The 13,727-nt window shown below is 64.6% G+C and carries 8 protein-coding genes; 7 read left to right on the top strand and 1 reads right to left on the bottom strand.

Annotation, left to right across the window (positions count from 1 at the left end; genetic code table 11):
* Positions 1-531 precede the first annotated feature (531 nt).
* Both ACXWUF_RS08875 and ppc read left to right on the top strand, forming a co-directional pair.
* Complete coding sequence (locus ACXWUF_RS08875; protein ID WP_458494310.1) at positions 532-1,200, top strand: carbonic anhydrase; 669 nt, start codon at positions 532-534, stop codon at positions 1,198-1,200.
* Between the two features lie 15 nt (positions 1,201-1,215).
* A complete protein-coding gene (gene ppc, locus ACXWUF_RS08870; RefSeq protein WP_458494309.1) occupies positions 1,216-4,101 on the top strand; it encodes a phosphoenolpyruvate carboxylase in 2,886 nt (961 codons plus the stop codon).
* 138 nt (positions 4,102-4,239) lie between these two features.
* On the opposite strand, the gene ACXWUF_RS08865 is transcribed toward ppc, so the two are convergent.
* On the bottom strand, positions 4,240-5,763 hold the full coding sequence (locus ACXWUF_RS08865; RefSeq protein ID WP_458494308.1) for a SulP family inorganic anion transporter: 1,524 nt from the start codon (positions 5,761-5,763) through the stop codon (positions 4,240-4,242).
* A gap of 377 nt (positions 5,764-6,140) precedes the next feature.
* Here ACXWUF_RS08865 and ACXWUF_RS08860 point away from each other — a divergent pair, with 377 nt between their 5' ends.
* The 5 genes from ACXWUF_RS08860 (at position 6,141) to ACXWUF_RS08840 (ending at position 13,634) form a co-directional block, all read left to right on the top strand.
* On the top strand, positions 6,141-6,551 hold the full coding sequence (locus ACXWUF_RS08860; RefSeq protein WP_458494307.1) for a hypothetical protein: 411 nt from the start codon (positions 6,141-6,143) through the stop codon (positions 6,549-6,551).
* A gap of 18 nt (positions 6,552-6,569) precedes the next feature.
* The gene (locus ACXWUF_RS08855; RefSeq protein WP_458494306.1) at positions 6,570-9,296 is read left to right on the top strand and encodes a cation-transporting P-type ATPase; all 2,727 of its coding nucleotides are present in this window, start codon (positions 6,570-6,572) and stop codon (positions 9,294-9,296) included.
* A 96-nt stretch (positions 9,297-9,392) separates the two neighbouring features.
* A complete protein-coding gene (locus ACXWUF_RS08850) occupies positions 9,393-9,773 on the top strand; it encodes a hypothetical protein (RefSeq protein WP_458494305.1) in 381 nt (126 codons plus the stop codon).
* A gap of 232 nt (positions 9,774-10,005) precedes the next feature.
* Entirely contained in the window at positions 10,006-11,673 is a 1,668-nt protein-coding gene (locus ACXWUF_RS08845) for a peptidase domain-containing ABC transporter (RefSeq protein WP_458494304.1), read from the top strand.
* Between the two features lie 596 nt (positions 11,674-12,269).
* A complete protein-coding gene (locus ACXWUF_RS08840; protein ID WP_458494303.1) occupies positions 12,270-13,634 on the top strand; it encodes an HlyD family secretion protein in 1,365 nt (454 codons plus the stop codon).
* The last annotated feature ends 93 nt before the right edge of the window (positions 13,635-13,727 follow it).

The raw sequence follows: 13,727 nt of genomic DNA, 5'->3' as shown, positions 1-13,727 counted from the left end.
TAGCGGGCACTGCCATTAAGTTAGGCTACCGTTCGCTGAGCGGAGTCGAAGCGAACCTGTCGAGGGGCTTTGATTTCGCTGGCCTCGACTCCGCCCTTCGGCTGCGCTCAGGACAGGCTCAGCCAACGAAATCAAAGCCCGTGCGCTTAACTTAGGCGATTTCTAGGAAAGAATATCTTTATGGGATGGGTGGAGCTTCGCGGAACCCATCGCAATGCGGCCCGGTTCGATGGGTGGGGGTGGGTTTAATTGATTTATCCCGTTGGGAGCGCGGGCCTCTGGCCCGCGAGCGGGCGGGACGCCCGCGCTCCGACAGTGTTGTCGTCAACCAATTAAGCCCACCTCCCTTAAATCTTATCACCGGCAATGGGCTTGGGAACCGGGGGAAAGGCTGGCGTGCGGGGAGCCTCCGTGGATTCATAGATTTTCTTTATGAATCGCCAAACATATTCCTAATTTACGATGGCCGGACGGCTGCGTAATCTCTTGCCTGTGAACGGTTCCCCCAGAACAACAAGCGAGAATCCAGCCATGCAAAAACTCATCGAAGGTCTCCACCACTTCCAGTCGGAGCTGTTCGGCTCCCAGCGCGAGCTGTTCGAGCGCCTCGCCCACGGCCAATCGCCAGAGACGCTGTTCATCACCTGTTCGGATTCGCGCATCAACCCCAACCTCTTGACCCAGACCGAACCCGGCGAGCTGTTCATCCTCCGCAACGCCGGCAACATCGTCCCGCCCTATGGCGCCGGGCACGGCGGCGAGGCCGCGACCATCGAGTTCGCCGTCGCGGGGCTGGGCGTCAAGGACATCATCGTCTGCGGCCATTCCCATTGCGGCGCCATGAAGGGGCTGCTGGAGCCGCCGCCCAGCCGCGACTTCCCGGCCCTCACCCAATGGCTTTCCCATGCCGAAATCACCCGCCGCATCGTCCGCGACATCTACAGCGACCGGGACGACGCCACCCTGCTCAACGTCACCATCCAGGAAAACGTGCTGGCCCAAATGGGGAACCTCCGCACCCATCCGATGGTGGCGTCCGGGCTGGCGCGGGGCACGCTAAAGCTGCACGGCTGGGTCTATAAGATCGAGACCGGCCAGGTCTTCGGCTACGACCCCCTGGATGGTCAGTTCAAAACGCTTAGCGAACAACGGCCCGCCCCAGCAGGACTGGAACGCCCATTGCTGGCATCGGAAATTTGAAAGAGGACACCACACATGACCCTGGCAAAACGCAAAAACCGGCCCGAGGCCACCGCCTTGCCCGAGCAGGCCACCAACCACCCCACCCTGGTATCCCCCATCATGGACATTCAAACCGAGGACAAGGAACTCCGCCGCTCCATCCGCCTGCTCGGCTCGGTGCTGACGCGGGTCTTGAAGACCCAGGCCCAGCCCGAAGTCGCCGACACGGTCGAGCAATTGCAACGCCGCTTCGCCGGCCTGCTGCGCGACGGCACTCCGCTGCGGCGCAAGCACCTGCTGGACACCGTCGATGGGCTGGACCCCGACGCCATCGGCGAAGTGGTGCGGGCCTTCAACCGCTATTTCAGCCTGCTCAACATCGCCGAGGAATCCCACAACCTCCGTCAGCGCCGCCGCCAGGCCGAGCGCGGCGGGCACTACTGGCCCGGCTCCTTCCACGACACCCTGCTTAGGCTCAAGGATTCCGGCGTCACGGCGGACGCGCTGCAAGTCTTGCTGGATGAGCTGCTGTACCTGCCGGTGCTGACCGCCCATCCCACCGAGGCCAAGCGCCGCACCGTCAAGGGCACCCTGCGGCATGTGTTCGTGACCTACGACGCCCTGGCCGACAACCGGGTGAAGGGCTATTTCCGCCGGGAAGCCATCGAGCGGCTGCAAAGCCAGATTCAATTGCTGTGGAAAACCGAGGAAGTCCGCGTCCGCCGCCTGGGGGTGGAGGACGAGATCGAGGCCGGGCTGTTCTATTTCCCGCTGTCACTGTTCGAGGCCACGGCGCGGGTCTACCGCAACTTCGAGCGCTCCCTGGCCGATGTGTACGGCGAGGACGCCGCCCGGAACCTGCGCGTGCCCAGCTTCCTGCGGTTCGGCTCGTGGATCGGCGGCGACCGCGACGGCAATCCCAATGTCACCCCGGAAATCACGGTGCTAGCGCTGCGCCGTCAGTCGGAAACCATCCTGCGGGAATACATTCGCCGCCTGGACGAACTGCGCGGCCAGCTTTCCCATTCCTTTGGCCTCTGCGAACCGGCGGCGGCGCTGCTGGACAGCCTGGAAGCCGACCGCGCCCTGCTCGGCGCGGCGGCGGCGGACGTGGAGCGGCCCTATCTGCAAGAGCCGTATCGCCACAAGCTGGCCCTCATGAAATACCGCGTGGAGCGCACCCTGCGGCGGGTCGAGCAGCGTTTGCATGGCGAATTGGATTTGCCGGATCGGCAGGCGTACCCCAGCGTGGCGGAGTTCCTGGTGGACCTGCGCTTGCTGGATGCTTCCTTGCGCGAACACGGCGACGCCGCCATCGCCGCGATGGAACTGCACGACTTGATCCGCCTGGCCGAGACCTTCGGCTTCCACCTCATGCAACTGGACGTGCGGCAGGAATCCGGGCGGCACACCGAGGCGGTGGCGGACCTCCTGGCGGCGGCGTTGAAGGTGGATTACCGCGCCCTGGACGAAGGCGAGCGGATGAAGCTGCTGGGCGAGGCCATCGCCGCGCCGGGCGGCTTGGTCTACAACCGCGCCGACCTGTCCCCCGCCACCCGCGAGACCCTGGACAGCTTCGAGGCCATGGCCCGGATGCGGCGGGAAATCGGCCCGGATTGCTTCGGCAAATACGTCATCTCCATGACCCACGCCGCCAGCCACGTCATGGAGGTCATGCTGCTGGCGGCGCAAAGCGGGCTGGCCGGACGGCTGGGCGGGCATTGGCATTGCCATCTGGGCGTCAGCCCCTTGTTCGAGACCATCGACGACCTCAACCGGATCGAGGACGTGCTGACCCGGTTGCTCGACGATCCCATTTACCGGGCACTGCTGGACGCGGCGGGCGAGCGGCAGGAAGTGATGCTGGGCTATTCCGACTCCTGCAAGGACGGCGGCATCCTGGCGTCGGCCTGGGGCTTGTACCGGGCGCAACAGCGGGTGTTGGCGATCACCAGCGCACGGGGCTTGAAGTGCCGGTTGTTCCACGGGCGCGGCGGCACGGTGGGGCGCGGCGGCGGGCCGACCCATGCCGCCATCCTGGCCCAGCCGCCGGACACGGTGCGCGGCCAGATCAAGTTCACCGAACAGGGCGAGGTGCTGTTCTACCGCTACAACAACATGGAGACCGCCATCTATGAGCTGACCATGGGCGTGACCGGCCTCTTGAAAGCCAGCCTGAGCCTGGTCCAGCCGGTCCCGGCGGATCGCCCGGAAGACTTGGCGGTGATGGGCGAGCTGGCCCGCATCGGCGAACACGGCTACCGCGAACTGACCGAACACACCGACGGCTTCCTGGATTATTTCTACGAGGCCACCCCGGTGGGCGAGATTGGTCGGCTCAACATCGGCTCGCGGCCCTCCCACCGCAAGAAGCAGGACCGCTCCAAGTACTCGGTGCGGGCCATCGCCTGGGTGTTCGCCTGGGCGCAATCGCGGCAGACCTTCCCGGCCTGGTACGGCATCGGCTCCAGCGTGGCGGCTTGGTGCGCGGGTAGGCCGGAGCGGCTGGAGACCCTGCGCAAGATGTACCGGGACTGGCCGTTCTTCCGCAACCTCCTGAGCAACGCGCAGATGGCCCTGAGCAAGTCGGACATGAACCTCGCCAAGGAATACGCCGGGCTGTGCGTGGACCCGGACACCGGCAAGCGGGTGCTGGGGATGATCGAAGGCGAATACCGGCGCTGCGTGGACTGGGTGCTGGACATCGCCCAAAGCGACCGGCTGATGGCGGATAGCCCGGCGCTGGCGGCGTCGCTGCAACGGCGCAATGCCTTCCTGGGGCCGCTGAACTTCATTCAAGTGTTCCTGCTGCGGCGGCTGCGGGAGGCGGGCGAGGACGAGGCCGGGGAGAACCCGTGGATGAAGCCGTTGTTGCGGACGATTAACGCGATTGCGGCGGGGATGCGGAACACGGGGTGACGCCTTCGCGCCCATTCCATCCGTAGGTCGGGCATGTATTCCATGCCCGACGGTTTTTCGGTTACGAGCGGCCATGTCGGGCATGAGTACATGCCCGACCTACGGGAGCTACGAACGCTTAGCTCAATGGCCGTCGGGTTATCCAAGTTTGTTGTCGGCGATATGGTAATGCGGGTCTTCCAGCAGATTGATCTCGATCATGCCCTTGGCTTTCTCCAGCACGTCCAGACAGTCCGGGCTGAGATGGCGCAGGTGCAGCCGTTTGCCGACCTGCTGGTAACGCTCGGCCAAGCCATCAATGGCTTCCAGCGCGGAATGATCGACCACCCGCGCCCGGCGGAATTCGATCACCACCTCGTCCGGGTCGTCCTTGGGCGTGAACAGGGTTTGGAATCCCGCCACCGACGCGAAGAACAGCGAGCCTTCCAGTTCGTAGACCTTCCAACCCTTATCGTCCAGGTAAGTCCTGACATTGATGTGCTTGGCGTGTTCCCAGGCGAACACCAAGGCGGCGATGATGACCCCGGCGATGACCGCGATGGCGAGGTCGGTCAGCACCGTGACCACCGTGACGGCCACGATGATGAAGGCGTCGGGCCGGGGCACCTTGTGCAGCACGCGCAGGCTCCCCCACTCGAAGGTCTTCTCCGCGACCACGAACATCACCCCGATCAGCGCCGCCAAGGGGATGCGTTCGATCCATTCCGAGCCGAACAGGATGAACGACAGCAGGAACAGCGCGGTGGAAATGCCGGAGAGGCGTCCTATGGCGCCGTTGTTCACGTTGATCATGCTCTGGCCGATCATCGCGCAACCGCCCATGCCGCCGAACAGGCCGGTCACGACATTGGCCGCGCCCTGGGCCAGGCATTCCCGGTTAGGGCGGCCCCGCGTGTCGGTCATTTCGTCGATCAGATTCAGGGTGAACAGGGTTTCGATCAGGCCGATGGCGGCGAGGATCAGGGCGTAGGGAAAGACGATCCGCAGGGTCTCCCAATCCAGGGGCACGCCGGGGAGGTGGAACGTCGGCAGGCCGCCCTTGATGGAGCCGAGATCGCCCACGGTCTTGGTGTCGATGCCCAGCGTCCCGACCAGCGCCGACACCGCCAGGATGCCGCCCAGCGTGGCCGGAATCGCCTGGGTGATTTTGGGCAGCAGGTAAATCACCAGCATCGTCAACGCGATCAAGCCCGCCATGGTGTACAGCGGGGTTCCGCTCATCCAGTGCGGCGTTCCGTCCCCGCCGACCACTTTGAAATGGCCGAACTGGGCCAGGAAGATCACGATGGCCAGCCCGTTCACGAAACCCAGCATGACCGAATGGGGCACCATGCGGATGAACTTGCCGAACCTGGCGGCGGCGAACAGCATCTGCAAAACGCCCATCAGGACGACGGTGGCGAAGAGATATTCGACGCCGTGCTGCACCACCAGCGACACCATCACCACGGCGAGGGCGCCGGTCGCCCCGGAAATCATGCCGGGCCGTCCGCCGAGCGCGGCGGTGATGAGCGCGACGAAGAAGGCCGCGTAAAGGCCCGTCAACGGCGCGACATGGGCCACCAGGGCGAAGGCGATGGCTTCGGGCACCATCGCGAGGGATACGGTCAAGCCGCTAAGCAGATTGTTTTTGAGGGAAGCGAATTCGATCCTGTCCAACATGGGGAGACTCCTGGAAGCGAAACAATGCAACACCACCCACCGGACAGCGCCGACGGCGAGAATGGAATAGGGGTGGAAATGCGGAATGCCCGGCGATTAGGGCAAGAGAACGGGGCTTATGGTGGCGTGACCAGGAGAGACGTAGGCATGGACGGACTGAAATTCCGCTAGGCTTTGTTTTATTAGAAGCAACAAAATATAGGCTTAACCCGTTTTTGTCTATGAAATCCACTGTTTCCGCCAGCGGCGTGCGGAAGTGCGCTGGATTCACCCTCCATGATGCCGCTTGTTCAGGCACGTCTTTGAGCTTGGAGACATTCCGACTTTGTGCAAATAAATCATCCAAAAAATGATTCTTTACCGTCGAGGAAAACACCATGCCAACCCATCCACCTGGCGACGCTTCCCCATTCACCCCGCGCCGCCCGCCCGCCAAATACGTGGCGTTGCTCGGTGGCCTAGCGCTGGTTCTGGCGGCTCCCGATTTGGCGCTGTTCATCGTCGGGCAAGCGCTGCATGTGGTGTGGTACGTCCTGCATTTCGCCCTCGGCTCATTGGAACTCGCCATTGAACACGGCTTCCGATCCGCCTTTCAGGTTTCCCGCCACACGGCCCAGATGATGACGGCCTGGCTGGGCTTGTTCGTGTTCCTGGCGCTGTTCGTCTGGCTCTATCGGAGATTCGCGCCGCGTCTGGCCGGTTTCCTGTCTAACCGGCGGCGGGCGGCGGAACCTGAACCTGAACCTGAACCTGAACCTGAAACCGCCAACAGCCTCTCCGAACCTTGAAGGATTAAGGACCAACCCATGCCCAACCCACCTGAATTCCCCTGGCACGCCCAACCGCCGGAACTGGCGGCGGAGCGGCTGACTGTCGATCCGGCCCACGGACTGGCCGCGCCGGAAGCCGCCCAGCGCCGCGAACAACACGGCCCGAACCGGCTGACCCCGAAACCGGGCAAAGGCCCGGTCGCCCTGTTTCTCTCGCAGTTCCATGACCCGCTGATCTACATCCTGCTGGCCTCGGCGCTCATCACCGGCTTCCTGAAAAGCTGGACGGATTCCGCCGTCATCTTCGGCGTGGTGCTGCTCAACGCCATCATCGGCTTCATCCAGGAAATGAACGCCCTCCGCGCCATCGACGCCCTGGCCCGCGACCTCAGCCTGAGCGCGGCGGTGCTGCGGGATGGTGCCCGGCTGGTGATTCCGGCGGCGGAACTGGTGCCCGGCGACCTCGTGTTCCTGCAATCCGGCGACAAGGTGCCCGCCGATTTGCGCTTGCTGCGTCTTAGGGAATTGCAGATCGACGAATCGGCCCTCACCGGCGAATCCGCCCCGGTGGAGAAACGCCCCGCCGCCCTCCCCGCCGAGACCCTGCTGGCCGACCGGGCCAACATGGCCTATTCTTCCACCCTGGTGACGTATGGCACCGGCGTGGGCCTGGTGGTGGAGACCGGCGACCGCACCGAGATAGGCCGCATCAACCGGTTGCTGGCCGAGGCGGTCGAGCTGGAAACGCCGCTGACCCGCAAGATCGCCAAATTCGGGCGGCTGCTGATGTGGTTCATCATCGGCCTCGCGGCGGTGGCGTTCGGGGCGGGCTGGCTGCGCGGGAACGATCCGGTGGACACCTCCATCGCCTCCGTGGCGCTGGCGGTGGCGGCTATTCCCGAGGGCTTGCCGGTGGCCGTCACCATCACCCTCGCCATCGGCGTGAAGCGCATGGCCCGCCGCCACGCCATCATCCGCAAGCTCCCGGCGGTGGAAACCCTGGGCGGCACCCGCATCATCTGCTCCGACAAGACCGGCACCCTGACCCAGAACCAAATGACCGTGCAATCGGTCTGGACTGGCGGGGAGCGGTTCGAGGTGACGGGGGGTGGTTACGCGCCGCACGGCGGTTTTCTCGGGGCGGATGGCCGCGACATCGCACCCGCCGATCATCCCGCCCTGCGGGAATGCCTGAAAGCGGGCCTGCCCTGCAACGACGCCCGGCTGGTGGAGGAAGACGGCGTTTGGCGCATCGAAGGCGACCCCACCGAGGGCGCCTTGCTGGCGGTGGCGGCCAAAGCCGGTCTGCGCCATGAACACACGGCGGCGGATCACCCGCGCCTGGACGCCATCCCCATCGAATCGGCCCACCAGTTCATGGCGACCCTGCACCACAACCTGGCCGAGGACGCCCACCACGTTTATCTCAAGGGTTCGGTAGAAAGCCTGCTGCCCCGGTGCGCCCACGGCTTCGATGCGGCGATGAGCCCCGTCCCGCTGGACGTGGACGAGGTTCACCGGGTGGTGCGCGAGATGGCCGAACGGGGACTGCGGGTGCTGGCCTTCGCGCGGGGCGAGCGGCCCCGCCACGACGGCGACATCGACCACAATGAAGTGGGCGCCGGGCTGGGCCTGCTGGGTTTGCAAGGGATGATCGACCCGCCCCGCCCGGAGGCCATCCGCGCCGTCGCCGACTGCCGGGCGGCGGGACTCAAGGTCAAGATGATCACCGGCGACCATTTGATTACCGCCGTCGCCATCGCCCAGCAGATCGGCCTGGAAGGACCGGGTGCCCCCGTCGCCGCGCTGGACGGACTAGCCCTCGCCGCCATTCCCGACGAGCGACTGCCGGACGCCGCCGAGGCCACCGCCGTGTTCGCCCGGGTCGCGCCGGAGCAGAAATTGCGGCTGGTGAAGGCGCTGCAATCCCACGGCCATATCGTCGCCATGACCGGCGACGGGGTGAACGACGCCCCGGCCCTGCGGCAGGCCAACATCGGCGTGGCGATGGGCATCACCGGCACCGAGGTCTCCAAGGAGGCGGCGGCGATGGTGCTGACCGACGACAACTTCGCCTCCATCGCCGCCGCCGTGGAGGAGGGCCGGGGCGTGTACGACAACCTGGTGAAGTTCCTGACCTGGACCCTGCCCACCAACATCGGGCAGGGGCTGGTGATCCTGGTCGCCGTGATGCTGGACATGACCCTGCCCATCCTGCCGGGGCAGATTCTGTGGATCAACATGACCACGGCGGTGTTCCTGGGGCTGACCCTCGCCTTCGAGGCCAAGGAGCCGGACCTGATGCGGCGTCCGCCCCGCCGGCCCGACGAGCCGATCCTGACCGGGCAATTGCTGTTCCGCATCGTGTTCGTGGGCCTGCTGCTGACGGCGGCCTCCTTCGGCCTGTTCGAGTTGGAAATGGCCCACGGCGAACCCATCGAGAAGGCCCGCACCGCCGCCGTGAACGTGTTCGCCGTCGGCCAGAGCTTCTACCTGTTGAACTGCCGGTCGCTCACCCATTCCATGCTCAAGGTCGGGCTGTTCTCCAATCCCTGGCTGTGGGGCGGCATCGCCGTCATGCTGCTGGCCCAGATGGCGTTCATCTACCTGCCCACATTCAATTGGCTGTTCCACACCGCGCCGTTGGGCGGGGAGGAATGGCTGTTGACCGTTATCGCCGGATTCGCGGTCTATCTGTTGGTCGGGTATGAAAAGTTCCTGCGGGATATGCGGGAACAGGCCCGGCGGCGGGAGTGGGGATGATTGCATCCGCCCTCCCGGAAGAAGCGGGTGTCATGTTGGCATGAACACCCTGTGGGGCGCTGGATGGCCCCTGTTGTTCTCTCAAGGAGGTACGCCATGAAAGTAATCGCAACGAAAGGAATCAGGCAAGGACGTGTTTTCGCCGCGCTAGCGATGGCCGGGATGCTGATCGGCTGTGCGCCGAGCAAGCAATTGCGGCCCCATGACTGGGCCTTGGAGATGCAGAACGCGGACACCCGCGAGTCTCACAGCCAACTGGCCGATCACTATGAAGAGATGGCCAGGGTGATGGATGACGATGCGGCGGAGCAACGGCAGATTCTGGAGCAATACCAGCGTCAGCCTCACAAGTACGGCAAGCGGATACTCGACCTGAAGGCCCGCGCCAACGATATGATCATGGACTTCGAAAAGGCGGCGGAGGAGAGCCGCAAAATGGCCGAATATCACCGGCAATTCGCGGAGGAAAGCCGCTAACCAATCGCGGGGCGGTCCAGACTGTGGGCCATCTTTGGTCCTCAGCCGCACCCCCATTGGCTCGGAGTTCCGCCTTTAGGCGCCTCAAGCCAGCGAGTAACCGCCTAAGGGCGAGACTGCGAGCGGCTTGGGCTATACCGGAAACAGCTTCGTAGGCGTGTAGGTCGGGCTTAAGCCCGACCTACCGGACAATAGCAACCATTGAAGAACAATACGAACAACGCTGACATCCATGGATTCTCATCATCCCCATCTCAGCCCCCAGGCCCGCCTGCGCCGCCTGATCTGGCTGGAACGCCATGATCTCTGGACCGTCGTCGCCTTCGCCGTGGGCGCCGGATTGATGGCCCTCGCCACGCCCATCGCCGTGCAAGCCCTGGTCAACACCATCGCCTTCGGGGCGCTGCTGCAACCGCTGGTGGTGCTGGTGGTGATCCTGTTCGCCAGCCTCGCCTTCAACAACCTCCTGATCGCCTTCCAGTTCTACGTGGTGGAGATGATGCAGCGGCGCATTTTCGTCCGGCTGGTGGGCGACATCGCCGGGCGCTTGCAGCGGGTGACGCGGGACGCCTTCGACGGACGCAACGGCCCGGAATTGGTGAACCGCTTCTTCGACGTGATGACGGTGCAGAAAAGCGCCGCCGTGCTGCTGCTGGATGGACTCGCCTACGGCCTGCAAGCGGTCATCGGGATGCTGCTGCTGGCCTTCTACCATCCCATCCTGCTGGCCTTCGACCTGCTGCTGGTTCTGGCGGTGCTGTTCGTGTTCTTCGGGCTGGGGCGGCGCGGGGTCAGCACGTCCATCGAGGAATCCCGCGCCAAGTACGCCGTGGCCGCGTGGCTGGAAGAAATCGCCCGCAACCCCATGCTGTTCAAATGGGCGGGCAGCCCGGAATTCGTCGCCCTGCATTCCGACCAACTGGCCCGCGCCTACCTGGACGCCCGTAGCGCCCATTTCACTGTGTTCATGCGCCAGAACATCGGCGTGTTGTTCATCCACACCCTGGCGAACACCGCGCTGTTGGGCCTGGGCGGCTGGATGGTCATCGACAAGCAATTGACCTTAGGGCAACTCATCGCGGCGGAACTGGTGGTCAACGCCATGATCGGCGGCCTGAGCCGCTTGGGCAAATCGCTGGAAAGCTATTACGACCTCGCCGCCGCCATGGACAAGCTGGGCCACCTCCTCGACCTGCCGCAAGAACGCAGCGGCGGCGAACCCCTCAGCCACACGGGCGGCCCGGCGGCGGTGCGGCTGCATCGGTTGTCGTTCGGCTACGGCGAGGGGCGGGAGATTCTGCACGGCGTCGAAATCGAAGCCCGCCCCGGCGAGCGCATCGCCCTGGTGGGGACTAGCGGCGCGGGCCGGGGCACCTTGCTGGAATTGCTGTTCGGACTGCGCGGCCCCGGTGCGGGTACGATCCAGGTGGACGGCTTCGACATCCGCGATTTGGGCCTGGACGCCCTGCGCCGGGAAATCGCCTTGGTTAAGGGCGTGGAAATCCTGGAAGGCACGGTGCTGGACAACATCCGCATGGGCCGCTCGGACATCCCCATGACCGACATCCGCGACACCTTGGAAGCCTTGCGGCTGGATGAGGACATCATGGCCCTGCCGGAGGGCTTGAATACGCCGCTGAATTATCTGGGCACGCCGCTCTCCCCGGAGAAAACCCGTCGCTTGCTGCTGGCCCGCGCCGTGGTGGGCAAGCCGCGCCTGCTGCTGATTCACGAAATGCTGGACGCGCTGGATGTGACCGTGCGGGAGGACGTCATCCGCTGGGTGCTGCGGCCCGACGCGCCGTGGACGGCCATCGTCGCCACCCAGAGCCAGGCGGTGATGGGATGTTGTGATCGGGTGTGGCGGTTGGAGGCGGGGGAGTTGCGGGAGGCTCCGTAGGTCGGACATGCACTCATGCCCGACGCAATCCTCCCAATCTCGAAAACGTCGGGCATGGGTACATGCCCGACCTGCATGACTGCCGTTAAGTTAAGGCGATTTCCAGGAAAAGACATACCTGTAGGATGGGTAGAGCGAAGCGAAACCCATCACCCTGTATCCGGCTTAGATGGGTTTCGCGAGTACGCTCTACCCATCCTACGTCCAGATCAACGGTGACAAGCATTTTCGGAAATCGCCTAAGCCTCGCACGGTGAAAATGAAACCGCTCGTGGTGAGGTATCGAACCATGAACGGTTTCATTTTCAGCCGACTGGGGTTTGAGCCGCTCGCCCCCTTCGACAAGCTCAGTTTCGCAAGCGTCGGGCATGAGTACATGCCCAACCTACATGACTTATAGCCGCGTTCATGCGGGTTCGATGCATCTGTAGGGTACGCTGTGCGTACCTTTCAGACCCCGCAAGGTACGCACAGCGTATCTTACAAATTCGCCGTATCGAATCCGGGTGATAAGCGCTGTAATGGTAGGTCTTCCGACTCAGGAAGCGTCGGGCATGGGAATACATGCCCGACCTAGATAACCGATGACAAAGACCATGACGACCCACCACGACGATCATTCTTCCACCCTAACCCTCCCCGCCCTGGCCCTCACCGAAACCGCCCCCCTGGCCCGGCGGCTGGCCAGTTCGCTGGTGGGCATCTTCCTCGTCCTGCTGGTCTTCCTGGGCTTCACGCCCTGGCAACAGAACGTCAGCGGCCTGGGCCGGGTCGTGGCCTATGCGCCCTTGGAACGGCAACAGACGGTGGAAGCCCCGGTCGAGGGCCGGGTGGCGCAATGGTGGGTGCGGGAAGGCACCAAGGTGAAGGCGGGCGACAAGCTGGCGGAAATCACCGACAACGACCCGGACCTGCTGCGCCGCATAGAGGCCGAATATTCCACCCTGCTGGGCCGCATCGCCACCATCGAGGCGCGGGTCATGGCGGTGGAAACCCAACTGCGGATGGCCGAGCAATCCCGCGACATGGCGGTGAGCGGGGCGGAATCGCGGGTCAAGATGGCCGAGGAGCGCCTCCGCGCCGCCCGCCAAGCCCTGGACGCCGCCGATGCCGGCTTGGCGACCTCGCAACTCAACTTCGACCGGCAGCAAGCGCTGCTCGCCAAGGGGCTGACCTCGACCCGCAGCTTCGAGCTGGCCCGGCTGGAACAGACCCAGCGCCGCACCGAGGTCGAGCGGGCCAGGGCCGCGCTCAAAGCCGCCGAAAGCGAGGTGGACGCGGTGCGGGCCGACCGCCGCAAGACCGGGGCCGACGCCACCTCCAGCGTGGAGAAGGCGCGGGCCGACCTCAACAAGAGCCGGGAGGAACTGGCCTACGCCCAGGCCGAGAAATTCAAGCTGGAAACCCGCCTGTCCCGCCAGCGCACCCAGATCATCACCGCGCCCCGCGACGGCACGGTGCTGCGGCTGGCGGTGAGCTCCAACGCCGAAATGGTGAAGGCGGGCGACCCGCTGGCGGTGCTGGTGCCCGACACCCAGGAACGGGCGGTGGAACTGTGGATGGACGGCAACGACGCGCCGCTCATCACCCCGAACCGCAAGGTGCGGCTGCAATTCGAGGGCTATCCGGCGGTGCAGTTCTCCGGCTGGCCGGAGGTGGCAGTGGGCACCTTCGGTGGCGTGGTGAACCTGATCGACGCCACCGACAACGGCCAGGGCAAGTTCCGCCTGCTGATCCTGCCCGACCCGGACGACGAGCAATCCTGGCCCAGCGAGCGATTCCTGCGCCAAGGCGTCCGGGCCAACGGCTGGGTGCTGCTGAATCAAGTGCCGCTGGGTTATGAGCTGTGGCGAATCTTCAACGGCTTCCCGCCGACTTTGCTGCCGCATCATCCGATCCTCGACAAGAAGGACGGGGGCAAGGGCGGGAAGGCTGGGGAATATGGGGAGGAGAAGAAATGAAAGCTAACCCGCTCGTTCCCACGCGCCGCGTCACTGCCCTAAGAGATGCCGGAGTGCATCGCCGTTCGCTGAGCGGAGTCGAAGCGAGCGGCG

The sequence above is a fragment of the Methylomagnum sp. genome (assembly GCF_054333355.1).
The sequence above is the reverse complement of the archived record's forward strand: the minus strand, read 5'-3'. Positions and strand labels throughout refer to the sequence as shown.